Origin of the sequence: Streptomyces aureocirculatus (assembly GCF_000720475.1) — a bacterium.
In the GTDB taxonomy this organism is placed as follows: domain Bacteria; phylum Actinomycetota; class Actinomycetes; order Streptomycetales; family Streptomycetaceae; genus Streptomyces; species Streptomyces aureocirculatus.
The window spans coordinates 61,684-86,780 of the sequence record NZ_JOAP01000010.1 but is presented as its reverse complement, the minus strand read 5'-3'; the positions used below and the strand labels follow the sequence as shown (position 1 = coordinate 86,780).

Here is a 25,097-nt window from a genome sequence, read left to right as displayed (position 1 = left end):
CGGAAGAGGGGCACCTGGAGGGCGAGATCCGCTCCAGGTGCCCGGTGCGCGGGCCTTCGTGCGTGGGTCTTCCGAGAAGTCGGACTGCGCGGGTCTCCTGAGGAGGTCAGACTCGGTCGGCCGCGATCAGGACGTACTGGAAGGACCCGTCCTTGTAGGAGTTGATGAACGCGTCCTCAATCCCTGTGACCAGGGAAGACGTGGCCCGCAACTCCCAGTACGGCAGGGTGGCGGGAGTGAGGTCGACGACGGCCTGCGGCACGAGGCGGTTGTCGGCCATGGCGCGCAGGTACTCCCGGCGGGAGTGGATGTTGCACTCGAAGTGCGCGTTGATCTGCGAGACCCACTTCGACGGCTGGCCGTACCGCGGGTTCCAGCAGCCGGTGATGGTCACATAGCGGCCGCCGACCGCGAGGATGCGCGCGTGCTCGGCGAACAGGTCGTGCAGGTCGACGTACATGCTCGACTCGTTGTTCCACGATGCCGCGGCCTCCCCGGTCGCGAAGGGCATGGCGAGCATGTTGCAGACGCGGGCGTGGACGTGGTCCTGCATGCGCAGTTCGCGCGCCCGGTTGTTGGCGAAGGCGGCCTGTTTGGCGGACAGCGTGACGCCTTCCACCTTGCAACCGAAGCGCTGGTGGGCCATGACCATCGAGCCGCCGCGGCCGCAGCCGGCGTCCACCAGGGTGTCGTCACGCCCGATGTCCCCGAGGTGCCCCAGGAGGAACTCGGCCTGTGCCGACTCCAGGCGGTGGAGCTCGGCGATCAGCTTCTTCTCGCTCTCGCTGTCCTCGGCGTCGCCGAGCGCGGAGTGGTCGACGTCCCCGATGCCGTAGTGGTGGTGGTAGAGGCCGTCGACATCGCCGAGACGCAGGTTCACGGGCCTGGCCTCACCGTCCCAGTAGCGGGCGATGTCCCCCTGGTAGGGCGTCGCGGGGCCGGGGATGCGCAGGGGGGTGCCGCTCGACGTGGCGGTGAGTTCGGTGCTCGTCACAGATGATTCCATTTCTCTTACCAGAAGTCGGGCAGGCTGTAGCGGTAGGTGTTGGTCCGGTGCCAGTAGTGGTTGCCGTCGACCCACGCGGCCACGCCGCGCAGGAAGCGCTGCGCACTCGGCACGGGGCAGGCGGCGGCCAGCTCCGCGGCCGCGGCCTCGAAGTCGCGCATGAGCTCGTTGTGGACCTCGACCGCCTTCAGATAGGCGTCCCGTTCCGGGAGGCCCTCACGGTCGGCGATCACTACGGGCAGGTTCAGGTGCCGGCCCGGCGATTCGAGTTCCTTGGTGTACGAGTAGAGGTCGTTCACGATGGTCGTCGCGTTGCCCGCGAGTGCGATGACCCTCTGCATGGCGGGCATGGCGTGCAGGTCCGCGGGGAGTTCGTAGCCGCCGACGGTGTCGGTGATGGTCGGGCAGGGGCGGAAGTTGTTGAACTGGCGCATCGCCAGGTACTCCCACACCTCGGGCACGTGGTCCAACTGGGCCCAGGCGGCTTCGGCGAGGTACCCCATGTGCAGCCGGGCCATGTCGTGCCGGAACCGGTCGGCCTGGGAGGGGCTGCCCGCCTGGACGAAGTACTCCATGGCGGAGCGGTAGGCACGCCGGGGCGCGTCCGCGTGGAGGGACCGCGCCCATTGCGGCTGGTACTCCTGCGTCGTGTGCAGCGGGTCGAGGGCGGTGTGCGCGAGGAGCAGGCGTCCTCCGAGGCCTTCGGGTGAGCCTCCGTGGTCCTCGCAGTAGCAGTCGTCGACCGCGTTCTCGGCCACCATCAGACGGGTGGCGATCATCAGGTGGTCGACGGTGGGGGCGTCCGGGTGGCAGGCGACCATGTAGCGGCCCACCGAGAAGCCGTCGAACTCCTCCTCCCAGTCGTCGGGATACAGAGAGACCTCGTCGAGCGCCCAGGACTTGATCCTGCGGCTGACCTCCTCGACCCGCACCGGGTCGGGTTCGGGCACCGGGTGGTGGTAGAGGCCGGGGACCGCCGTCCCCTCCGCCTCGGCCGACGGGGGCTGGGGCTGCGGCTGTGCGGGCGTTTCCGGTTCCGCCCCCGGGACGAGGCGCAGGCCCGCGGTGCCCAGGCCGCTGGGGCCCCGCAGAATCCGGGCCAGATCGGCGTCCGGTGCGGGAACCGCGGCGGGCGGGGCGCTGAGAACGGGCGGGGCGTCAAGGCTGGGCGGGGCGCCGAGGCTGGGCGGGGCGTCGAGAACGGGCGGGGCTGGCGGCGAAGGCGTACTTGCCGGACTGCCGAGGGCGGCCTTGATGTCGCAGGCGCGGGCCGCCGCTTCGGCCAGGACGTGTGCCCCGAAGCGGGAGGTTGCCTCGGGCACACTCGACTGTGGAGGTGCCGACTGGGGCGTGTGCGCGGGTGTCGGCTCGGGCGCGGCGGGCATCCAGGGCTCCTTGGTGGGGTGGGCGGCCGGATCCACTACCTGCCCCAGCGGGCGATCTGCACGTTCTCCAGGACGCCGACCGCGTCCGGCACGAGGATCGCGGCGGAGTAGTAGGTGCTGACGAGGTAGGAGGTGATCGCCTGCTCGTTCAGGCCCATGAAGCGGACCGACAGGCCCGGTTCGTACTCGTCCGGCAGGCCGGTCTGATGCAGACCGATCACGCCCTGGTTGTCCTCGCCCGTACGCATGCAGAGGATCGAACTGGTCTTCTCCTTGGTGATAGGGATCTTGTTGCAGGGCAGGATCGGGACCCCACGCCAGGCCGGGACCTGCTGACCGCCGAGGTCGACGTGGTCGGGGTAGATCCCACGGGAGTTGAGTTCGCGCCCGATCGCCGCGATCGTCCTGGGGTGCGCCAGGAAGAACTTGGAGCCGCGGCGGCGGCAGAGCAGTTCGTCCATGTCGTCGGGGGTCGGCGGCCCTGAGTGCGGCTGGATGCGCTGCTTGAAGTCGGCGTTGTGGAGCAGGCCGAACTCCCGGTTGTTGACCAGCTCGTGCTCCTGGCGCTCACGCAACGCCTCGATGGTGAGCCGGAGTTGCTCCTTTGTCTGGTTCATCGGACCGTTGTAGAGGTCGGAGACCCTGGTGTGGATCCGCAGAACGGTCTGCGCGGCGGAGAGTTCGTACTCGCGCGGATTCAGTTCGTAGTCCACGAAGGCGCCGGGCAGTTCGTGCTCGCCGGTGTGGCCCGCCGACATGGCGATCTCCGCCTCGCCGCGGTGGTTCTGCCGCCGTCGGGAGCGCGACCTGAACTCTTCGAGATGGACCCGCAGGGCGGGCGCCGCGGACACCACGGCCGCGAAGTCGGCGCGGGACAGGGTCAGCAGGGTGCCGGCGGTCTCGGCGGTGGCGGTGTGGTCCCACCTGGCGTCCTCCTCCAGGAGGGCGTGCTCGCCGAACCGGTCGCCGTCGGCGAGTACGTCCAGGACCACCTCGTCGCCGTAGGGCCCGGCCGAGGTCTGGCCGACGCGGCCGTGGGCGATCAGATGCAGGTGGTCCGCGGGCGCCCCGCGCTCGGCCAGCGTCTCGCCGACCCGGAAGTCGCGCTGCACGCACCGGTCGGCGATGGCGGTAAGCACCTCCACGTCGTCGAAGCCGCGCAGCAGCGCCAGTTCACCGAGTTCACGGGGGATGACCCGGACGTCGGCGCCGTCCTGGACGAACTCCACGGTGCCGTCGCCGACGGTGTAGCTCAGGCGGCGGTTCACCCGGTAGACCCCGCCCTTGGTCTCCACCCAGGGGAGCATCCGCAGCAGCCAGCGAGAGGTGATCTCCTGCATCTGCGGGGCGGACTTGGTCGTGCTGGCGAGATTGCGGGCGGCCGCCGTGCCCAGGCTGGTCTGCCGCGGCAGCTCCGCTCGTGTTTCCGGGCTCGAGTCAACAGTCATCGGGCGAGCTCTCCTTGCTCAGAGGAGTGACGCGTGTACGTGGACGTCACCGGTAACGGAAGAAATGGGAGTGGGCAGGCAGAGGTAAAGGGGATATAGGCGTATAGGGAGGGGAATCCGTCCAGATTCACAGGAACCCTAGTGGCCACTTCGCCCGCCGGGCCAAGGAAAGCCGCCGACATTAACTCGATACGATGATCGTGCCCGCCCGATGTTTGCCCGTGTACCTACGGGTTTCAGCCGAGATCACCTCGGGTCGGCCCTTGCCTCCCGGTCCCACTTCTGCCTCTCAGGCCACGTCCACGCCGTCCAGCTCCGCGTAGTACGCGTCCTTGGCCAGGCGGATCGTGTTCCAACCCGCCCGCAGCACCAGGGGAGTTCCGGCCGTCGACCGCCAGCGGTCCCAGTTGGTGTGCGGGTAGGGGACGACGCCCGCCGCGGCGCCGTTCACCGTCAGCCGGTGCGCGGCGGCGACCGGGGCGCCCGCGCCGTCCTGGGAGCCGTTGCCGTAGCGTACGAACAGCGTGTGCGCGCCCGCGGACGCGGCGAAGACCGTGAACTCGACGTGGCTGTCGGCGTGGTCGATCCTGCCGACCGCCTTGCCGCCCGAAGCGAGGGGGGCGTCCCGGACGACCGCGTTCACGACTCGGGCGTCCTCCGCCTCGTAGAACGTCTTGCTGCCGCGCACCACCGGCCGGCCGGCCGCGAAGCCGAGGTCGGCGGCGTACAGGAACCGCTGTGTGTAGTCGGCGTTCCAGCCGTGGAAGACGATGCGGTCACGGCCGTCGGGACCCGTCACCACGTCCTGGCCGCCGGGGCCGCGGACCGCTCCCGCGAAGCTGTCCGTCGTCATCAGCGGCCCGGCGGCCTTGGCATACGGGCCGGTGAGCCGATCGGCGACCGCGTACCCGGTGCGGTACTGGTCGCGGCTGTAGAAGTGCGCGGAGTAGAACAGGACGTAACGGCCGCCGCGCCGGACCAGGGTCGGCGCCTCCACCAGCGGGTCCTCCCACTCCCTGTCCTGCTTGACGAGCCGCGTGGCGCCGCCCGTGAGGCGGGTGCCGTCCCACGACGTGGGCTGGAGGTGCAGCCAGGTGTCGCCGCCGAGGCCGCAGCAGTTGCCGTCGTTCTTCCACAGCACGTACCGCTGACCGTTCTCCGTGTACGAGGCCGCGTCGATGGCGCCGCCCTCCGCGGCAGGGCAGATCAGCGGCCCGTCGCCGACCGGCCGGAACGGTCCTTCGGGCGACGGCGAGAGCGCGACGCCGACGCACTGCCGGTCGCTCGCGCGGTCGCGGGCCGTGTAGTGCAGGGTGAACCCGGCTCCGTTGTCGTACACCTCCGGCGCCCACACCAGACCGCGGTCGGGCACGGCCCAGGCGCCGAGCGCGGGCAGGACGTCGGCGCCGTCGACGCGCCAGTGGGTGAGATCGGCGGACGTGGCGTGCTGGACGTGCTGTCCGGCGCCGTTGGTGGCGTACGCGTGGTAGGTGCGGCCGACCTTCACGATGTCGGGGTCGGGGAAGTTCCGGGCGAGCACGGGGCCGTCGGCGGGGGCTGCCGCCGCCGGGGCGGGCGCTGCTGCCGCCGGGGCGGGCGCGGCCGGGGCGTGGGTGCCTGCCTGGGCCTGGCCGAGGATCAGAATCAGGATCAGGGCCGCGGCGGTGAGTCCGCAGGCTGCGATACGACGTCGCATGGGGTGTTCCTTCCCGCGGCGCCGGCTGCGGGAAGCCCACGGGCGCGGGCCGGTCCGCGAACCGGTCCGCACAGGGGACGAGTCGGCAGTGTCGTCCGGTCAACGCGCCCCAGGCCCCCAGGACACCACCGCGACGGCCCCCAGGACACCACCACGTCGGCCCCCGGCACCCGCCGTGTCCGAACAACCTGACAGAAGATCGCCCGAAAGGGGTGGGAGGATGCGCTCGGCGGGTATGCGGTGATCACGCTCGCCTCGCACCGCGACCGCGGGCGAAAGTCTCGGCGGCCCGCCCGGCCGGGCCCACCCTTCAGGAGGCGACCCATGAACGAGCCCTACGCTCTCCGCCAACTGCTCGTCCTCGTCGACCGCTGCGAGAGCGGCACTCTGTTGCCCGACGAAGCCGCCGAACTCCGCGCCGCGATACGCGCGTTGTACGCCCGCCCCGCCGCCGACCGCGAGATCGTGCTGCACCGTCGCATGACCAAGGCCGTCGAGGCCGCCGTCGACGACTACCGCGCGCAGACCTGTCAGTGGACCGAGGCGGACGGCACCACATCGGAGATCGCCCGGCGGGCCACATCGGCGGCGTTCGGTGCGGTGCGGGCGGTGGTGCCGCTCCAGGAGGAGCCGCACGCGTGCCTCTTCGACGCCGGACGGGTGCCCGTCGAAGCCGGTGCCCGGGGGCTATGATCCGATCTTCCGTCGCTGGAAGGTGGCCCGCCCATGCCTGTGCCGAGCCTGCTCGCGGTCTTCGCGCACCCGGACGACGAGTCGCTGGCGGCGGGCGGGGTGCTCGCCCGCCACGCGGCCGCGGGCGCGCGCACCGCGGTCGTCACGGCGACGTGGGCCGCGGACTCCCCGCGCGCCGCCGAGCTGGCCGACGCGCTGCGGATCCTCGGCGCAGGACCGCCGAGGATGCTCGGCTACGCCGACGCCCGCGTACCGCAGTCGGCTCCGGGCGGCGCGCGGTTCTGTGACGCGCCCCTCGACGACGCGGTGCGGCGACTGGTGGCGCACATCAGGGAGTTCCGGCCGGAGGTCATGGTCACGCATGACGCCTACGGCGGTCTCTCCGGGCACCCGGACCACGTGCACACCCACCGGGTGACCGTGCTCGCCGCCCAGGCGGCCGGGCTCGGACAGCTCTGCCCGGAAGCCGGTGCCCCTTGGCAGCCGAGCGCCCTCTATCTGGCCACGCACCCGCGCTCGGCCGTGGCGGCGCTGACGGAGGTGGTCGGCGCGCGCGAGGCGGTGTACAGCGTCCCCGACGAGCTGGTCACCACGGCCGTCGACGTCCGGCCCTGGCTGGAACAGAAGACCGCCGCCGTCCTCGCGCATCGCACCGAGGTGGCACGCGGAGCCGTGCCGGGGCTGATCGCCGAGCTGCCGCCGACGGCACGCGAGCGCCTGCTCGGCACCGAGTGGTACATCCGCCAGGGCCTCGCCCCCGACGCCCCGGGCGCCGCGAAGGACGTCTGTACGGAACTGACCGCGACTGCCTAAAGCTGCCGCAGGTGTACCCGCCCTAGAGCTGCCGCAGATGGTCCCGCAAGGTGCGGGCCACATGCGCCATGAGGGCGTCCGCGCCGAACTGGGTGCCCGCGGGGACCAGGGACTCGGTGAGCACGGCGACGGCGAAGGTCTGGCCGTCGGCGTGCTCGACGACGCCGATCTCGTGGCGGAGGTTGAGCAGGGTGCCGGTCTTGGAGGACCAGGTGGTGGCGTCGGAACTGAAGTCCGGTGTCAGGCGGTGCCGGATGAGGTTGTGGGCCATCAGCTCCCGGACCCGCGCGGCCACCTCCGGGTGGATCTTCGACGGAGTCCACAGGGCCTGCAGCAGTTCGACGCAGGCGCGGGCGCTGCCGGTGTTGGCGCGAGTGGTGTCGAGCTGGGGGATCCGATGGCCGCGGCCGCTGGTGCCCGCGTCGATGGCCAGGGAGTGCGCGAGGTGGACCTGCTCGGCGGTGAAGCGCTCCGTCGGCGTGTCGGACAGCGCGCGCAGGCTGTGCCTGATGGTGAAGCCGCGCAGCCCGAACTCGTCGACGATGGCGGCGACGCGCGCGGGCGGGGTGAGGTCGAACAGTGCGTCGCCCGCTGAGTTGTCGCTCACCGACGTGCTCAGATACAGCAGGTCGTCGATGGCTATGCGGGCGGGGTGGCGGAAGCGGCTCACGCCCGTGGGCCCGGGCGTGGTGATCCTGCCGGGCTGCACGTCGAGAGCTGTCGCCCCGTCGATCTCGCCCCGCCGGACGCGCTCCGCCGTGGCGATGGCCAGCGGAATCTTGACCAGCGATGCAACCGGCAGCAGGGTGTCGGGCTCTAGGCCGATCTCGTCGCCCGATCCCAGATCGCGTACGAGGACACAGCAGCGCAGACCACCGTCACGCAGTTCGGCGCGCAGCTCGCGCAGCAGCGATTCCGTGTTCACGTGGCCCCTCCCGCGGCGGTCGCCCGACTGTCCGCGCCGAGGCAGCGGGCGATGGCCCCGCCGAGCCGTGCCTGGAGGTGCCGGGGGTTGCCGTCCGCGGCGGCGCCGAGGGCGAACCCCCGGTCGATCGTGAGTTCGCCGACGGGCCGCCAGATCAGACCGAGCTCCGCGGCCTGCGCGCGGGAGCACAGCAGCAGATCGTCGCCGCACAGGACGTCCGCCGCGGCCATCGTGAGCTGCTCGGCGGCGACGAGTTGGGCGGGGCGCAGGCCGAGCGCGTCGCGCAGACGGGTCAGCGGGTCCCGGATGTGCGGTACGTCGTCCTCCGGCTGGATCCAGATGCGCCGGGCCGGTCCTTGGGACCCGCGGCGGAGCCGCAGCGTCTCCACGTACACGCGCTGCACACCGGGGTCCCGTGCGGTCGCGAGACCGAGCGGCACGGACCACGAGGCCTCGTCCGCGGGCACCGCGAGCAGCGCGGCCCGCACCTGCTGGGAGTCGACGAGCTCCCTGCGCCGCGCGGGACCCTCGACACGCAGGTCGAGCGTGATGCCCTGTCCGCGCGCGTCGGCGACGAGGCGGGCGAGGGCTGCGGTGGAGCAGATGCCGGGCACCGCGAGCCGCCACGGCTTGTGCCTGACGGCCTCCGCCTCGTGCAGCAGCACATCGGCCGCCCGCACCAACTGCCTGGCCGTCGGCAGCAGGTCCCGGCCGAAGGGGGTCAGGACCGCACGGCGCGAGGTCCGCTCGAACAGCGGCTCGCCGAAGCGCTCCTCCAGGGCGGCCACACGACGGCTCGCCACCGGCTGGGACATCCGGGCGGCCGCGGCGCCGACGGTGAAACTGCCGCGCTCACTGACGCTGACGAACGCGCGACACGCCCCTACGAGATCCACAGCCCGCACCTTATGCCCTATGCCGGAACAGCATGAAACCGCGCGTTGGCGTATTGGACCGCATGACCGTCCCGCGGCGAAGGTGGTTCCGGCACTGATCACCGCACCGGGACGGGCCGTGCCGCGCCGTCCCCCTGTGCCCCGCGCGCGGGGCGCCCTGGAGGTTTGGACCATGCAGTACACCCGTGCCCGGCGTGCCGTCGTCGGCGCGCTCACCGCACTCGCCCTCGTCCCGCTCGTGGCCTGCGGCCAGGACGAGTCCCCGGCGCCGTCGTCCTCGAAGTCACCCGGCGGGGCTTCGGGGACTTCAGGAACTTCCGCGACTTCGGGGACGCCAGGGGCGACGAAGACCTCGAACGTCTCCGGGCGGCCGACGACGGCCAAGAAACCGTACGCCCGCGCGTTCAAGGAGCTGGAGCGCGAGTTCGACGCACGGCTCGGTGTGTACGCCGTCGACACCGGCACCGGACGCGAGGTGGCCTACAACGACGGCCGGCGCTTCGCGTACAACTCCACGTTCAAGGCCCTCGCCGCCGGTGCCGTGCTGCGCGAGAACACCCCGGCGGGGATGGACAAGGTGGTGAAGTACTCCAAGGAGGATCTGATCGCCAACTCACCCGTGACCGAGAAGCACGTCGACACGGGGATGAGCCTGCGAGCCCTGTGCGACGCGGCCGTCCGCTACAGCGACAACACCGCGGCCAACCTCCTGTTCGACGAGCTCGGCGGGCCCGAGGGCCTCGACGCCGACCTGGAGAAGCTCGGGGACCATGTGACACGGGTGGAGCGCGTCGAGCCCTTCCTGAGCCGGTGGGTCCCGGGCGAGAAGCGGGACACGAGCACGCCGCGCGCCCTGGTGAAGGATCTGCGGGCGTATGTGCTGGGCGACGTCCTCGACGAGCCCGATCGCGCGCTGCTCGCCCGGTGGCTGAAGACCAACACGACCGGGGACAACGTCATCAGGGCCGGGGTGCCCAAGACCTGGGTGGTCGGGGACAAGACGGGGACCGGCAGTTACTACGGCGCCCGCAACGACATCGCCGTCGTGTGGCGTCCGGACGCCGCCCCGCTCGTCGTCGCGGTCCTGTCGCACCGCGCCGACAAGGACGCCACGCCCGACGACCGGCTGATCGCCGAAGCGGCGTCCGTGGTCGCCGACGCGCTGCCATAGCCGGGCACGTTCGTCACGCCGGGCCTGCTGGTCACGCCGGGCACGCCGAAATTGGCTGGCGCGGGGGCCCGGCAGGGCGGAGGATGCCCAGGGTCCGAGGGCGCGGGCGCCCTTGCCACCTTCCCGGGGGGAAGCCGTGATGACCGCTGCCGAGTCCGAGCCCGGGTCGAATGCGTCGGGGCCGTCGGGGCCGTCGGGGCCGTCGGGGCCGCCGGGGACACGGCCGCCCGTGGTCCGGACGGCGGGCGGGACGGTACGGGGCGGACGGGAAGCCGGGGTCGCGGTCTTCCGCGGCATCCCGTACGCCGAACCCCCGGTCGGCGCGCTGCGGTTCGCCGCACCGCAGCCCGCACGGGCCTGGAGCGGGGTCCGCGAGGCCCTCGCCTTCGGCCCGCCGCCCCCGCAGGGCGGCCACTTCGGCATGGACGCGCTGGCGCGGGACGCTGTCGGCGACAACTGGCTGACGGTCAACGTGTGGTCGCCCGACCCCGGCCCCGGCGCGGCGCTGCCCGTGCTCGTGTGGATCCAGGGCGGTGCCTATGTGATCGGCATGTCGGGGCTGCCCGAGTACGACGGCGGGCGGCTCGCACGACACGGTGTCGTCGTGGTGACGTTCAACTACCGGGTCGGCCTCGAGGGGTTCGGGCAGTTCGAGGGGGCGCCCGCCAACCGGGGACTGCTCGACCAGGTCGCCGCTCTCACTTGGGTGCGCGACAACATCCGGGCCTTCGGCGGCGACCCCGGCCGCGTCACGGTCTTCGGACAGTCGGCGGGCGGGGGATCGGTCGCCGCGCTCCTGGCCATGAAGTGCGCGTCCGGGCTCTTCCGCCGTGCCGTCGCGCAGAGCGCGCAGGGCACGTACTTCGCGCCGGAGCTCGCCGCGGACATCGCGGGGGCCTGCGCCGCCGAGCTGGGACTGCGGCCCACGGCGGCCGACCTGAGCGACACCGACCCGCGCCTGCTCGCCGCCGCCGGTGACGCCGTCAGCGCCACCATGAGCCGGTGGGCGCCACGGTGGGGCCCGCCCGCGCACCGCACGATCCCCGTGGCCCCCGTCGTCGACGGCGACGTCCTCACCCGCACCCCGTGGCAGGCCCTTGCCGGTGGTGCGGCGCGCGACATCGAGCTGCTCGTGGGCCACACCCGCGACGAGCAGCGCCTGTTCACGGCCATCGACGGTCTGCTCGGCGAGGTGGACGAGGAGCAGGCCGCGAGCGCGCTCGACGTGTTCGCCCCGGGGCCCGACGGCGCGCGCCGCTACCGGGACGCCTTTCCCACCGCGGGCCCGGACGAGCTGTACGAACTGGTCCACTCCGACTGGCTGTTCCGCATGCCGACGCTCCGCCTGGCCGAGGCCCACTCGGCCGCCGGCGGTCGGGCGCACGTCTACGAGCTGACCTGGTCCGCGCCGGGGATGGGCGGCGCGTTGGGTGCCTGCCACGGGCTCGACGTGCCCCTCGTCCTCGGCAACCTCGACCGCGGGCAGCCCGCCCTGCTGATCGGCGATGCGCCGTCCCCGGAGGCGGCGGACCTGTCAGGCCTGATGCGCTCCGCGTGGACGTCGTTCGCCGCCGACGGCGAGCCCGGCTGGCCCGCGTACGACACCGGGCGACGCCTCGTTCAGCTTTTCGACGCCCGACCGGCCGTCGCCGCCTACCCGGAGGAGCGCTCACGGGGGATCTGGGAGAGCCATGCGTTCCCCGCGCTGCCGCTGATCGGCTGACAGCGGCGGGGGCCGGCTCTCCCGTCCCGTACGCCTCACCCCGCCGCCGCAGCCGAGCGCGCGGCCGCCACGGCCTGCTCGGCGTAGCCCCGGCCGAAGAGCACCGTGTGCACGAGGAGGGGGAAGAGCTGGTGCACACCGACGCGGTCCTGCCAGCCGTCGGCGAGCGGTGCCGTTTCCTGGTAGCCGTCGAGGACGCGGTCGAGGTGGGGGCAGCCGAAGAGGTGGAGCATCGCGAGGTCGGTCTCGCGGTGGCCGCCGTGGGCGGCCGGGTCGATCAGCCGCACGTGCCCGTCGGCGCCCCACAGGACATTGCCGCTCCACAGGTCCCCGTGCAGTCGCGCGGGCGGTTCGGCGGGCCCCGCGAGGTCGGGAAGGCGCGTGCAGACGCCCTCGACGAGGGCGGCTTCGGCGGACAGCACCGTGCCCTCGTCGACCGCGCGGCGCAGATAGGGCAGCACCCGGTGTTCCGCGTACCAGTCCGGCCAGTCGCCGCCGGGGACGTTGCGCATGGGGGCGCGCCCGATGTACGCGTCCTCCGGTCCGCCCGGCGGCGCGGCGCCGAACGCGGGCGCACCGCAGGCGTGCAGGGCGGCGAGGTCCCGGCCGAACCGTGTCGCCGCGTCCGCGCCCGCCCGGCCTTGCGGTACCCGGTCGATCACCAGCCAGTGCCCGTCGTGTCCGTGCACCGCGGGCACGCGCACCGTCCCGGCGGCGGTGAGCCAGCGCAGCCCCGCCGCCTCGGCCCGTACCGCGCCGGGCGCGTCGTCGTGCTTGACGACCACCACGCGGCCGCCGTCGAGGGTGACTTCGGTGAGCGCTCCGGAGAGCGGGCGTGCGGAGGTGACGGGGAGGCCGGTGAGGCGGGACGCCGCGGCGCCCGGACCTTCGGCGCCCGTGGGGCGGGCGGTCATGCGGAGGTGGACCGCGGTCGCAGGAGGCCCTTGAGGAGCAGGTCGACGAGGCGGCGCGGGTCGTAGCGCGGGTCGCTGTCACGCCCGACGCAGAGGTTGCCGATGCCTCGCATCAGTTCGTACGCACGGGTGCCGGGGTCGATCTCCCCCGCCTCGGCCGCGGCGTCGAGGAGCTGTTCGCACACGGGTACGAGACGGTCCAGGAAGTAGGCGTGCAGCGCTTCGAAGCCGCCGCTGTTCGACTGCATCGCGTTGGCGAGTCCGTGCTTGGTGACCAGGAAGTCGACAAAGAGGTCGGCCCACTCACGGAGTGCCGCGAAGGGGGAGTCCGCGCTGTCCAGGAGACGCGGTCCCGCCTCGGCGCAGGCGTCGACCTGGTGGCGGTAGACGGCGACGACGAGATCCGCGCGCGTGGGGAAGTGGCGGTAGATCGTCCCCATCCCCACGCCCGCCTCGGCGGCGATCCGGCGGATCGGCGCATCGACGCCGGAGGTGACGAACACCGCGGCGGCGGCGGTGAGCAGGGTCTGCTCGTTGCGCTGCGCGTCGGCCCGCTTGTTTCGGCCCGGCCCCTTGGCGGAGCGGTTGGTGTCGGGCGCCGCTGCGGACGGGTTCGGATCGGGCACCGCGCTCTCCTTCCGATGATCGTTGACAAAGCGGAACAGCGCTCCGTATCGTAATCGGAACAACGCTCCGCTTCAAGCATAGTCGAAGCCGGGTGCTCCTCGCCGTATCTGCTCGCCGTTCGCCGCATTCGCCGCACGCGCACGGCAGCAGCGGCCCTCGAAAGGGACACGCACATCATGAGCACGCACACGCACACGCCCACGCACACGCACAGTGGAGCCACCAGCGAGACCACCGGCGAAACCACTGGCGCGGACAGCGCCTTCGGTTCGCCCGCCCCGGTCCTCTCCGTCACCCCGGTGGTCCTGCCCGTACCCGGCCGCGCCGTCGACCTGGAGGTGCGGGTCTCCGCGCCCACGACCGGCGGCGACCTACCGGTCATCCTCCTCTCGCACGGCCAGGGCCACTCCGGCCACCTCTCCTCCCTGTACGGCTACGCGCCCCTAGTCGACTTCTGGGCGGCGCGCGGCTTCGCCGTCATCCAGCCCACCCATCTGAGTTCGAGCACGCTGAGCCTCCCTGCCGACACCCCCGGCGCGCCGCTGTACTGGCGGTCGCGGGCACAGGACATGCGGCACATCATCGACCGGCTCGACGCGATCGAGGACGCCGTCCCGCAACTCCGCGGGCGCCTGGACCACGGCAGCATCGCGGTGGCCGGACACTCGATGGGCGGGCACACCGCGAGCCTGCTCCTCGGTGCCCGGCTGACCGACCCGGACGACGGGACCGAGGTGGACCTGACCGAGCCCCGGATCACGGCGGGTGTGCTGCTCGCCGCGCCGGGCAGGGGCGGAGGCGCGCTGAGCGAGTTCGCGGCGCGGAGCTTCGGCTTCATGGGCGCCCCGGACTTCTCTGCGATGACGACGCCCACGCTCGTGGTCGCCGGTGACAAGGACGAATCGGCCCATCTGACGGTCATGGGCGCCGACTGGCACGCCGACCCCTACACCCTCGCCCCGGGCCCCAAGGCCCTGCTCACCCTCTTCGGCGGCGAGCACGGGCTCGGCGGCGTCTCCGGGTACGACGTCGCCGAGACCACGGACGAGAACCCCGCGCGGGTGGCGGCGGTCCAGCGGCTCACCTGGGCCTACCTCCGCAGCGCACTCCACTCCTCGGACGGCGGGGGCGACGGGGGCAAGGCCTGGCAGGCGGCGTGCGCCGCCCTGGCCGCCGACCCCGAGCCGCAGGGGCGCGTCGAGGTCAAGTGAGGGGCGAGGCGGTGGGCACCACCACCGGGGCGCCGTCGGAGGTCGCGAAGAGGATTTCGGCGTCGATGCCGTACAACTCGCGTACCAGCGCGGGATCGATGGTCTCGCGCGGCGGCCCGGACGCGACGACGCGGCCGTCCCGCATCGCCACGACCGTGTCGGCGTAGCGCGCCGCGGCGGCGAGGTCGTGCACGACCATCACGACCGTACGGCCCCCCGCCGCGATGGCGCGCACCAGGTCGAGGACCTCCACCGCGTGGCCGATGTCCAGCGCGCTGGTGGGTTCGTCGAGCAGGACGACGGGGGTCTCCTGTGCCAGCGCCATGGCGAGCCAGCAGCGTTGGCGCTGGCCGCCGGAGAGCTCGTCGAGCCGGCGGTCGGCGAGCGCGGCCGTGCCGGTGGCGTCGAGCGCCTCGGTGACCGCCCGCTCGTCGTCGCGGGACCACTGGCGGAACAGGCCCTGGTGCGGATGGCGGCCGTACCGCACCAGGCCCGCCACGGAGACGGCCTCCGGCGCCTGCGGGGCCTGGGGGAGCAGGGCGATGCGGTGCGCGGCATCGCGCTGCCGCATCCGCCACACGTCGGTGCCTGCGGCCAGGACCCGTCCCGAGGTGGGTTCGTGGAGCCGGGCCATGGCCCGAAGGAGGGTGGACTTGCCGCATCCGTTCGGTCCGACGACGGCCACCACCTGCCCGGAGCCGATCGTCAGGTCGACCTGGTCGACCACCGTGCGTCCGGCGTATCCGGCGGTGAGTCGCTCAACGCGCAGTTCCACTGTGTGCCTCGTCCTCCCCGAGGAACGAGACGGCCCCCTTCCTCCATGGCTATAAGGTAAGGCTAACCTTAGCTTGCGGTACGAGGGGTGCGTCCTGCCGGGCCACCCCCCGCGCACCGTCATGTCCCCATGAACACGGAGCCTTTGATGAACCAGCCCCACAGATCCGCTCTCCTCGCGCCGCGCCGTGCGGCGAAGGTGGTCGCAGCCCTCGGGGCGGCCGCACTCCTGCTGACCGGCTGCGGCTCCGACAAGGACGACGAGGGCGCTGGCGGCAAGGGGGGTGCGGACAAGGCCGGTTCGTCGGCGACCCGTACGGTCAAGGACGCCACGGGCAAGGCGGTGAAGGTGCCCGCGCACCCCAAGCGCATCGTCACCCTGACCCAGGAGGACCTCGACGCGGTCCTGGCGCTCGGGATCAAGCCGGTGGGCATCACCAACGGCCAGGGCATGAACAAGCCCCCGGCCTACCTCGCCGACAAGGTCGAGGGCGTCGATGTCGTCGGCAACCTCCTTCAACCGGTCATGGACAAGGTCATCGCCGCCAAGCCGGATCTGATCCTCGCCGGTGACATGCAGGACGAGCAGGTCCTGGAGCAGCTCCGCGAGATCACCCCCGCCACGCTCGTCACGATGGCGCCCACCGACGAGTGGAAGCTGTCCTTCCGGGGTGTCGGCAACGCCGTGAACAAGCTCGACAAGGCCAACGAGGTCATCTCCGACCACGAGGCCGCCGCGAAGTCCGCGGGCGCGAAGCTCGGCGCCGACAAGGGCGCCGAGGTGTCCATCGTCCGCTGGAACCCGGACGGCCCGAGCTGGATGGAGAAGAAGCAGTTCGCCGGCGGTGTCGCCCTGGAGATGGGCCTGAAGCGACCGAAGGCGCAGAACAAGGACGGCAACGCGCACACGCCGTCGCTGAGTCTGGAGAAGATCGACCAGATCGACGGCGACTGGCTGTTCCTGTCCACGCTGACCTCCGACGGCGAGAAGGCCCTCAAGGACGTGCAGTCCAAGCCCGCCTACAAGGGCCTGAACGCCGTGAAGAAGAAGCACGCGGTGACCGTCGACGGCTCCGTGTGGTCCACCCGGGGCGGCCCGCTGGCCGGCGAGGCCGTCGTCGAGGACATCACGAAGGCCCTGACCGCCTCCTGATGCGCGTCGGGTTCCCGGTCCGTGCGGTCACGACGCACGGACCGGGAACCCGGCCTCGCCCGGTCGGTACGGCGGGTCTCACCCGGTCCGTGCGAAGTCGGCCGCCGTCCACGCCATCGCCGTCGCCCCGTCGACGAGCGCCCGCTCGGCGGCCGGTGCGACGGCCGCCTCGGCGAACTCGGGCTCGTGCGGCCCGCACGCCCCGCCGCTGATGTCGAGCACCGGGTGGATGGACGGCACGACATGGGACACATTGCCCATGTCGGTGCAGGCGAACGGCGGGCGCTCGACCGGCTCGGGGCGGCCGAGGGCGCGCGCGTTCGCCGTCCACAGCGCGATGAGCGCGGGGTCCCCGCGGAAGTCGAGATAGTCCGGCTCCGGACGGTCGAGAGTCACCTCGCAGCCCGTCGCGAGGGCGCCCGCGCGGAAGCAGTCCTCCACGCGGGCGCGCAGCTCGCTGAGGTCCTCGGCGGCCAGTGCCCGCAGTTCGTACTCGGCCGTGGCCCGCGCCGGAATCGCGTTCGGAGCCGTGCCCGCCTCCGTGGTGATGCCGTGCACCCGCCACCGCGGCGGCAGTTGCTGGCGCAGCAGGCCGAGCGCGACCTGGGCGACGGTCAGGGCGTCGGCGGCGTTGCGCCCCTCGTGCGGATTGAGGCTGGGGTGCGCGGCGCGGCCGGTGTACGTGACCGAGAGCGTGCCGAGGGCGAAGGACCGGAAGTCGGCCGTCTCGAACGGGCACGGGTGCACCATCATCGCCGCGTCCACCCCGTCGAACGCGCCCTGCTCCAGCATCAGGGCCTTGCCCGCGCCGCGTTCCTCCGCCGGTGTGCCGATGACCCGTACGCGCAGCCCGAGTTCGTCGGCGAACGGGGCGAGGCCCAGGGCGGCGCCGATGCCCGCCGCGGCGATCAGGTTGTGGCCGCAGGCGTGCCCGAGCCCCGGCAGGGCGTCGTACTCGCACACGATCGCCACGGTCCGGGGCCCCGAGCCGACGCTCGCGTCGAACGCGGTGTCCAGACCGTACGCGGGGGAGCGCACCGCGAATCCGGCCGCGCTCAGCGCCTCGGCGCACCAGGCGGCCGCCCGGTGTTCGGTGAAGGCCGTCTCCGGGTGGCCGTGGATGCGGCGGCTGAGGGCGAGGAGGTCGTCGCGGTGCCGCGCGATCTCCTGCTGCACGGCGGACTTGACGTCCCGGTCGTGAGGGACGGCGTCGCGGGGCTCGCCGTGGGCGGTGTGGGGCATGGGTCCTCTTCATGTGGGTGTCGGCGCGCGCGGGAGCTCGCGCCGTGGCACCCAGGAACATAGCTTAGGCTTACCTAACTTCGCGCTGGTGGTCCGGTGCGCTTCGATCCACGAGGAGTTGTACGCATGCAGCAGCGTCCGGACGACGCGTTCCCGCTCCTGGCCGCCCAGGCGGGCATCCACTACGCGCAGGAACTCGACCCCGGCAGCCCCGCCCTGCACACCGCGGATCTGACGGAGGTTCACGGGTGCCTGGCGGGCGCGGCCGAGGAGCGGCTCGCGCGCGCCGTGCTGCGGACCGTGGGCGAGGCCGAGACGCTCCGCCTTCGGGTGCGCACGACGGACGGCGAGCCGCACCAGTGGGTGGCGGACCCCGCTTCCGTCCATGTGCACCGCCTCGACCTGCGCACGGCGGCCCTGCCCGAAGAGGCCGCCGACGCCTGGATCCGCGAGGACCTCGCCCGCCGGGCCGACGCCGGCGACGCACGGGGCCTGATGACGCAGGCGCTCATCCGCCTCGCCGACGACCGCCTCTGGTGGTACCAGCGGGTCCACCACATCGCCGTCGACGCCTACGCCCTCCAACTGATCGGCCGTCGCGTCGCCGAGCTCTACACCGCCTTCTCGCGCGAGGAACAGGCGCCCGAGGCCCGCTTCGCGCCGCTGCGCGCACTCGTCGACGACGAGAGCGCGTACCTGAACGGCGAGGGCTACCGCGCCGACCGCGACTTCTGGGCCGGGCGCATGGCCGGTGCCCCCGCCCCCGTGACCCTGTCGGACCGCCCCGCCACCGGCGGCGGCACCCGGGCCCCGCACAAGGTGAGCGGCGAAGTGCCGGACCTCGACCGCCTGTCCGCGGCGGCGGCCACCGCCAAGGCCACCTGGGCGGAGCTCGTCGTCGCCGCTGCCGCCACCCATCTGCATCGCGTCACCGGCGCCCCCGAGGTGGTGCTCGGCCTTCCCGTCACCAACCGCCGCGGCCCCGCCGCCCTGCGCACGCCCGCCATGACCGTGAACGTGCTGCCGCTGCGCATCGCCGTGCGGCCCGCCGACAGCGTGGCCGGACTGCTGCGGCGGGTCGTCCTGGAGATCCGCGCCGTGCGCCGCCATCAGCGCTACCCCCAGGCGGATCTGCGCCGCGACCTGGGCCTCGGCTCCGCCGCCGCGCCCCTCACCGGCCCCATGGTGAACATCAAGCCCTTCGACGCCGAACCCCTCGACTTCGCGGGACTGCCCGGCACCGTACGCAACCTGGCCGCGGGCCCCGTCGAGGACCTGGCGATCGGTGCCTGGCCCGGCGCGGACGGCAGCCTCGCCCTCGGTCTCGACGCGGCCGCCGACCGCTACGACGCCGATCAACTCGCCTGCCACCAGCGGGTGTTCCAGCACCTGCTGCGCGCCTTCGCCGAGCAGCTCCTGGCCGACCCGCACCGCCCCCTCGGCGCCCTGGACCTCCTCGACGCGCAGACCGTACGCCGGGTGACCGCGGGCCGCGCCGAGGGACCCGCCACGACGACGCTGCCCGAAGCCTTCGCCGCGCAGGCCGCCCGCACCCCCGACGCCGTCGCCGTGCGCTGCGGCACGACGCGGCTCACCTTCGCCGCGCTCGACGCCGCCGCCAACCGGCTCTCCCACGAACTGGCCGCCCACGGCGTCACCGCCGAGACGCCGGTCGCCCTCGCCCTGCCGCGCGGCACCGACATGGTCGTCTCCCTGCTCGCCGTCCTGAAGGCGGGCGGCGTGTGCCAGCCCCTCGACCTCGGCCACCCGGCCGCGAGGACCGCCGCGGTGCTCGCGGACGCCCGCCCCGTGTGCGTCCTCGGCACCACCGGCACGCTGGCCGCGCTCCCCGCCCACACCGCCACCGAACTGGCCCTGGACGCACCGGACCTGGGAGCCGCCCTCGCACAGAGACCCGGTCTCACCCCCGCGGCCGCCCCCGCCCCCGAAGACGCCGCCTACGTCATCCACACCTCCGGCTCCACCGGCCGCCCCAAGGGTGTTGTCGTCACCCACGCCTCCCTGGCCAACCTCCTCGCGGGCCACGGCACCGACCACATCGCCCCGGCCGTCGCCCGCGCGGGCCGCCCCCGACTGCGCGTCGCCCACAGCGCCTCCTTCGCCTTCGACGCCTCCTGGGACCCGCTCCTGTGGATGGTCCACGGGCACGAGCTGCACCTGCTCGACGACGCCACGTACCGCGACCCCGCCGCCCTCACCGGCTACGTCCACGCCCACCGCGTCGACTACCTCGACGTGACGCCCTCCTACGCCGACGCCCTGATCGCCGAGGGGCTCCTCGACGGTGGCGGGCACCACCCCGCCGTCCTCGTTGTCGGCGGCGAGGCGGTGCCCGAACCCCTGTGGCGGCGCCTTTCCGAGGTGGCGGGCCTGCACCCGCTCAACCTGTACGGGCCGACCGAGACCACCGTCGACGCGTACTGCTGGACCGGCGCCGACGCCACCGGACGGCCCGTGCGCGCCAGCCGTACGTACGTGCTCGACGCCGCCCTGCGCCCCGCCCCCGACGGGGTGGCCGGTGAACTGTACGTGGCGGGCGCCTGCCTGGCCCGCGGTTACCTCGGGCGGCCCGACCTCACCGCCGAGCGGTTCGTCGCCGACCCCTTCGGCGCCCTGCACGGCGATCCCGGCGGCCGCATGTACCGCACCGGCGACCTGGTGTCCCGTCGCGCCGACGGCACCCTGGAGTTCCTCGGGCGCACCGACGACCAGGTGAAGATCCGCGGCTTCCGCGTCGAACTCGGCGAGATCCACAGCGTCCTGGCCGCACACCCGGGCGTCGCCCAGGCCGCCGTCATCGCCCGCGACGGCGCCACCGGCAAACGGCTCCTCGCGTACGCGGTACCGCTGGCCGGAGCCGGAGCCGGAGCCGGAGCCGGAGCCGGAGCCGGAGCCGGAGCCGGAGCCGGAGCCGGAGCCGGAGCCGGTGACGAGGCCTTGGCGGGCCCCGGGGTCGACCCTGCCGCGCTGCGTGACCACCTCGCCGCCGTGCTGCCCGAGCACATGGTCCCCGCCACCGTCACCCTCCTCGAAGCGCTGCCCCGCACCGCCAACGACAAGCTGGACCACCGCGCCCTGCCCGAGCCGGAGGCGCCCGCCGGCACGGGAACGAGGGCGGCCACCGACGACCCGTACACCGAGATCCTCCGCGGGCTCTTCGCCGACCTCCTCGGCCTGGACGGCGCCGTCGCACCCGACGCCGACTTCCTCGACCTCGGCGGCCACTCCCTGCTCGCGGCGCGGCTCGCCGCCCGCGTCCGCGAGGCCTTCACCGCCGATGTCTCCCTCGCCGACGTCTTCCGCACCCCCACGCCCGCCGGGCTCGCGGCCCTCGTCCGCGCCCGGGACCGCGCCGCCACCGGGGCGCGCGCGATCCCGCTCACCCCCGTCCCCCGCGCCGGCGACCTCCCCCTGTCGCCCGCCCAGCAGCGCCTGTGGTTCCTGCACCGCCTGGAGGGCCCGAGCGCCACGTACAACATCCCCCTCGCCCTCGCTCTCGAAGGCCCCGTCGACCACGGCGCCCTCACCCTCGCCCTGCACGACCTGAGCGCGCGGCACGAGACGCTCAGGACGCTCTACCCGGCGTCGGACGGCACCGACGAACTGCCCCGCCAGCGCATCCTCGACGCGGACGACCCCCTGGCCCGGCCTGCCCTGCGCCTCGCGGAACCGGGCGAGGACCTCGCCGCGGCCGCCCGGCACTGCTTCGACCTCGGCGCCGAACCCCCGCTGCGCGCCACCCTCTTCAGCACCGCACCCGACCGCCACACCCTCCTGCTGCTCCTGCACCACATCGCCGGCGACGGCGCCTCCACCACGCCCCTGGCCCGCGATCTCGCCACCGCGTACGCCGCCAGGCTCGCGGGCCGCGCCCCGCGGTTCGCCCCGCTGCCGGTGCAGTACGCCGACCACGCCGCCCACCAGGAGCGGCTCCTCGGCACGGCACAGGCGCCGACCGCGCTCGCCGGGCGCCACCTGGCGTACTGGAAGGAGGCCCTGGCGGGACTGCCCGACCAACTGGAGCTGCCGACGGACCGGCCACGGCCTCCCGTCGCCTCGCACCACGGCGACACCGTCCCCTTCACGCTCGACGCCACCGCGCACACCGCCCTGACCCAACTGGCCCGCACCACCGGCACCAGTGTCTTCATGACCGTGCAGGCGGGCCTCGCGGCCCTGCTCACCCGGCACGGCTGCGGCACCGACATCCCGCTCGGCACCCCGGTGGCGGGCCGCGACGACGACGCCACCGCGGACCTCGTCGGCTTCTTCACCAACACCGTCGTGCTGCGCACGGACACCTCCGGCGACCCCACGTTCCGCGACCTGCTGCTGCGGGTGCGCACCGGCACCCTCGCCGCCCACGAGCACGACGCACTGCCCTTCGACCACCTCGTCGAAGCACTCAACCCGGCCCGCTCACTGGGCAGGCACCCCCTCTTCCAGACGATGCTCGCCTGGCAGTCCGTCCCCGACACCACCTTCGCGCTGGCGCCCGGCATCAGCGCCCGCATGACCGCCGTCCCCTCCGGCACGGCCAAGTTCGACCTGACGCTGAACGCCGGCGAGCTGACCGGCGGCGGCATCGGCGGCTTCCTGGAATTCCGCACCGACCTGTTCGACCGCGCCACCGCCCAGGCACTCGCCGACCGCCTCGCCCGACTGCTCACGGCCGCAGCCGAGGCCCCGGACACCCCGCTCGGGCTGCTGCCGCTGCTGAGCGCCGACGAACAGCGCCGCGCCCTCGTCGACGGCAACGCCCAGCCCCTGCCCGACGGCCCCGCCACACCCACCACCCTGGCCGAGGTGTACGAGGAGGCCGCCCGCCGCCACCCCGACCGCATCGCCGTGAGCCACGACGGGGAACGGCTCACCTACGCCGAACTGTCCGCCCGCGCCCACCGCCTGGCCCGGCTGCTCGCCGCCCGCGACATCGGCCCCGGCGCCGTCGTGGCCCTCGCGCTGCCCCGGTCGACCGCACTCGTCACGGGCCTCCTCGCGGTGTCCCTGTCCGGCGCCGCCTACCTGCCGCTCGATCCGGACTACCCGCAGGAACGCCTCGCGTACATGCTGGGCGACGCCGCGCCCGCCGCCGTCGTCACCGACACGGCCACCGCGGCCCTGCTGCCCGCCCACGCGCTGCCCGTCATCACCGTCGACAGCGACGCGACCGCCGCGTACGCCGACACACCGCTGCGCCAGGCGGACCGCACCAGACCGCTTGCGCCACAGGACCCCGCGTACATCATCTACACGTCAGGATCCACCGGCCGCCCCAAGGGCGTCGTGGTCTCCCACCACAACGTCACCCGGCTCCTGACCGCCACCGACCACTGGTTCGCGTTCGGCCCCGACGACGCATGGACGCTCTTCCACTCCTACGCCTTCGACTTCTCCGTCTGGGAACTGTGGGGCGCGCTCCTGTACGGCGGCAAGGTCGTCGTCGTACCCCACCTCACCAGCCGCGACCCCCGCGCCTTCCTGCGGCTCCTGGCCGCGGAGCGCGTCACCGTCCTCAACCAGACGCCGTCCGCCTTCTACCAGCTCGCCGCCGCCGACCGCGACGAGCCCGGACACGAACTCGCCCTGCGCTACGTGGTGTTCGGCGGCGAGGCCCTGGAGCTCGGGCGGCTCACCGACTGGTACGAGCGGCACGCCGCCGACGCCCCGGCCCTGGTGAACATGTACGGCATCACCGAGACCACCGTCCACGTCACCCACTTCCCGCTCGACCGTGCCACGGCCGCCACCGCGACCTCCCCGACCATCGGCGTCAACATCCCCGACCTGCGCGTGTACGTCCTCGACGACCGCCTGCGACCGGTGCCGCCCGGCGTCACCGGCGAGATGTACGTCGCGGGCGAAGGCGTCGCCCTCGGCTATCTGGGCCGCCCCGACCTGACGGCGACACGCTTCGTCGCCGACCCCTACGCGCACCTCTTCGGCGCCGGCGGCACCCGCATGTACCGCTCGGGCGACCTCGCGCGGCGCAGGGCCGACGGCACCCTGGAGTACTTCGGGCGCGCCGACCACCAGGTGAAGATCCGCGGGTTCAGGATCGAACTCGGCGAGATCGAGGCCGTCCTGGCCGCTCACCCCGACGTCGCCGACTGCGCTGTCGTCGTCCGCGAGGACACCCCCGGCGACAAGCGGCTCGTCGGCTATGCCGTGCCGTCGACTACGGAGCCGTGCGACACCTCGGACCTGCGCGAGCACGCTGCGCGCAGGCTGCCCGCCCACATGGTGCCCGCCGCGATCGTCCCGCTCGGCCAACTGCCGCTGACCGGCAACGGCAAGCTGGACCGCAAGGCCCTGCCCGCGCCCGGCGCCCCCGCGACGGCAGACGGCGGACGTGCCCCGCGCACCCCGCGCGAGGAACAACTGTGCGCGATCTTCGCCGATGTGCTCGGCCTCGAACGGGTCGGCGCCGATGACAACTTCTTCGACCTCGGCGGGCACTCCCTGCTCGCCGTGCGCCTCGCCGGCCGGGTGCGCGCCGCGTTCGGCACCGACGTGTCCATCGGCACCGTCTTCCAGTCGCCCACGGCCGCCGCCCTCGACGCCGTGCTCGACGGCGACCGGCACGACGATCCGCTCGACGTGCTGCTCCCGCTGCGCCCGGCCCGCGAAGGCGACCGCGCGCCCCTGCACTGCGTGCACCCGGCGGGCGGCCTGAGCTGGTGCTACGCGGGTCTCATCCGGCACCTGCCGCCGGACGTGCCGGTCTACGGCCTACAGGCCCAGGGCGTGGGCCCCGCCACCGCCGCCGACCCGCTGCCCGCCACCCTCGACGAGCTCGCCGCGCACTACGCGGCCCGCGTCCGCGAGGCGCAGCCCACCGGCCCCTACCGGCTTCTCGGCTGGTCCACGGGCGGCATCATCGCGCACGCCGTCGCCACCCACCTCCAGGCCGGGGGACAGGACGTCGAACTGCTCGCGATCCTCGACGCCTACCCGGCGGAGGGCTTCCGCGACCTACCGGTCCCCGACCGCGCCGAAGCACTCGAATCGCTCCTGACGATGGGCGGCTACGGCCCCGACAGCCTGGCGGGCAAGGCCCTGACGACCGAGAACGTCGTCGAGGTCCTGCACCGCGAGAACAGCCCACTCGCCGCCCTGCCCACCGCCACCATCGAGGCACTCGCGGACATCTACCTCAACACCAACGACCTCGTACGGGCCTACGACCACCGCGGGTTCGACGGCGACGTGCTGTTCTTCCGCGCCACCGTCGACACCATCGACGACACCCTCACCCCCGACACCTGGGCGCCCTACGTGAGCGGACGCGTCGACAACACCGATGTCGCCTGCTCCCACAAGGACATGACCCTGCCCGAGCCGATCGCGCACATCGCCCGCGTGGTCGCCGACCGACTGACCGAGCTGGAGAAGTGAC

Annotated in this window: 17 protein-coding genes; 7 read left to right on the top strand and 10 right to left on the bottom strand. The window is 73.3% G+C overall.

The features are described 5' to 3' along the window. Positions 1–106: 106 nt before the first annotated feature. The 4 genes from IG78_RS0111895 to IG78_RS0111880 form a co-directional block, all read right to left on the bottom strand. On the bottom strand, positions 107–994 hold the full coding sequence (locus tag IG78_RS0111895) for a geranyl diphosphate 2-C-methyltransferase (protein WP_030562023.1): 888 nt from the start codon (positions 992–994) through the stop codon (positions 107–109). 17 nt (positions 995–1,011) lie between these two features. Continuing rightward, positions 1,012–2,391: a family 2 encapsulin nanocompartment cargo protein terpene cyclase gene (locus IG78_RS0111890; RefSeq protein WP_030562021.1), complete on the bottom strand. Its 1,380-nt coding sequence runs from the start codon at positions 2,389–2,391 to the stop codon at positions 1,012–1,014. A gap of 35 nt (positions 2,392–2,426) precedes the next feature. Further along, a complete protein-coding gene (locus tag IG78_RS0111885; RefSeq protein WP_030562019.1) occupies positions 2,427–3,839 on the bottom strand; it encodes a family 2B encapsulin nanocompartment shell protein in 1,413 nt (470 codons plus the stop codon). Positions 3,840–4,128: 289 nt separating this feature from the next. Then, positions 4,129–5,535, bottom strand: coding sequence for a family 43 glycosylhydrolase (locus tag IG78_RS0111880; RefSeq protein WP_030562017.1), 1,407 nt, complete (start codon positions 5,533–5,535; stop codon positions 4,129–4,131). A gap of 324 nt (positions 5,536–5,859) precedes the next feature. On the opposite strand from IG78_RS0111880, the gene IG78_RS0111875 reads away from it, so the two are divergent. Both IG78_RS0111875 and IG78_RS0111870 read left to right on the top strand, forming a co-directional pair. Continuing rightward, entirely contained in the window at positions 5,860–6,228 is a 369-nt protein-coding gene (locus tag IG78_RS0111875) for a hypothetical protein (RefSeq protein ID WP_030562015.1), read from the top strand. A gap of 33 nt (positions 6,229–6,261) precedes the next feature. After that, positions 6,262–7,041, top strand: coding sequence for a PIG-L family deacetylase (locus tag IG78_RS0111870; RefSeq protein ID WP_037685198.1), 780 nt, complete (start codon positions 6,262–6,264; stop codon positions 7,039–7,041). A gap of 22 nt (positions 7,042–7,063) precedes the next feature. On the opposite strand, the gene IG78_RS0111865 is transcribed toward IG78_RS0111870, so the two are convergent. After that, positions 7,064–7,966 carry a serine hydrolase gene (locus IG78_RS0111865; RefSeq protein WP_030562010.1) on the bottom strand — a complete coding sequence of 301 codons (903 nt, stop codon included), beginning with the start codon at positions 7,964–7,966 and terminating at the stop codon, positions 7,064–7,066. After that, entirely contained in the window at positions 7,963–8,862 is a 900-nt protein-coding gene (locus IG78_RS0111860; protein ID WP_031128554.1) for a LysR family transcriptional regulator, read from the bottom strand. The genes IG78_RS0111865 and IG78_RS0111860 overlap by 4 nt, the downstream gene beginning before the upstream one ends. A gap of 172 nt (positions 8,863–9,034) precedes the next feature. Here IG78_RS0111860 and bla point away from each other — a divergent pair, with 172 nt between their 5' ends. Together bla and IG78_RS0111850 are read left to right on the top strand one after the other, a co-directional pair. Further along, positions 9,035–10,033 carry a class A beta-lactamase gene (bla, locus tag IG78_RS0111855; protein WP_030562006.1) on the top strand — a complete coding sequence of 333 codons (999 nt, stop codon included), beginning with the start codon at positions 9,035–9,037 and terminating at the stop codon, positions 10,031–10,033. 139 nt (positions 10,034–10,172) lie between these two features. Then, a complete protein-coding gene (locus IG78_RS0111850) occupies positions 10,173–11,756 on the top strand; it encodes a carboxylesterase/lipase family protein (RefSeq protein ID WP_078964910.1) in 1,584 nt (527 codons plus the stop codon). Between the two features lie 35 nt (positions 11,757–11,791). Here IG78_RS0111850 and IG78_RS0111845 read toward each other — a convergent pair whose 3' ends face one another. Further along, positions 11,792–12,670 carry a fructosamine kinase family protein gene (locus tag IG78_RS0111845; protein WP_030562003.1) on the bottom strand — a complete coding sequence of 293 codons (879 nt, stop codon included), beginning with the start codon at positions 12,668–12,670 and terminating at the stop codon, positions 11,792–11,794. Beyond that, positions 12,667–13,194 carry a TetR/AcrR family transcriptional regulator gene (locus tag IG78_RS0111840; RefSeq protein WP_225882013.1) on the bottom strand — a complete coding sequence of 176 codons (528 nt, stop codon included), beginning with the start codon at positions 13,192–13,194 and terminating at the stop codon, positions 12,667–12,669. The genes IG78_RS0111845 and IG78_RS0111840 overlap by 4 nt, the downstream gene beginning before the upstream one ends. A 279-nt stretch (positions 13,195–13,473) precedes the next feature. On the opposite strand from IG78_RS0111840, the gene IG78_RS0111835 reads away from it, so the two are divergent. Next, a complete protein-coding gene (locus IG78_RS0111835) occupies positions 13,474–14,508 on the top strand; it encodes an alpha/beta hydrolase family protein (protein WP_225882010.1) in 1,035 nt (344 codons plus the stop codon). Here the strand turns inward: IG78_RS0111835 and IG78_RS0111830 are convergent. After that, complete coding sequence (locus IG78_RS0111830) at positions 14,501–15,283, bottom strand: ABC transporter ATP-binding protein (protein ID WP_030561997.1); 783 nt, start codon at positions 15,281–15,283, stop codon at positions 14,501–14,503. The two genes, IG78_RS0111835 and IG78_RS0111830, sit on opposite strands and share 8 nt — an antisense overlap. Positions 15,284–15,430: 147 nt before the next feature. Between IG78_RS0111830 and IG78_RS0111825 the strand changes: the two genes are divergently transcribed. Then, positions 15,431–16,435, top strand: coding sequence for an ABC transporter substrate-binding protein (locus IG78_RS0111825; protein WP_030561995.1), 1,005 nt, complete (start codon positions 15,431–15,433; stop codon positions 16,433–16,435). 78 nt (positions 16,436–16,513) lie between these two features. On the opposite strand, the gene IG78_RS0111820 is transcribed toward IG78_RS0111825, so the two are convergent. Next, positions 16,514–17,677 (bottom strand): M20 family metallopeptidase, encoded by a 1,164-nt coding sequence (locus tag IG78_RS0111820; RefSeq protein ID WP_051852550.1) that lies wholly within the window; start codon positions 17,675–17,677, stop codon positions 16,514–16,516. A 126-nt stretch (positions 17,678–17,803) separates the two neighbouring features. On the opposite strand from IG78_RS0111820, the gene IG78_RS0111815 reads away from it, so the two are divergent. Continuing rightward, positions 17,804–25,096 carry an amino acid adenylation domain-containing protein gene (locus IG78_RS0111815; RefSeq protein WP_030561991.1) on the top strand — a complete coding sequence of 2,431 codons (7,293 nt, stop codon included), beginning with the start codon at positions 17,804–17,806 and terminating at the stop codon, positions 25,094–25,096. The last annotated feature ends 1 nt before the right edge of the window (position 25,097 follow it).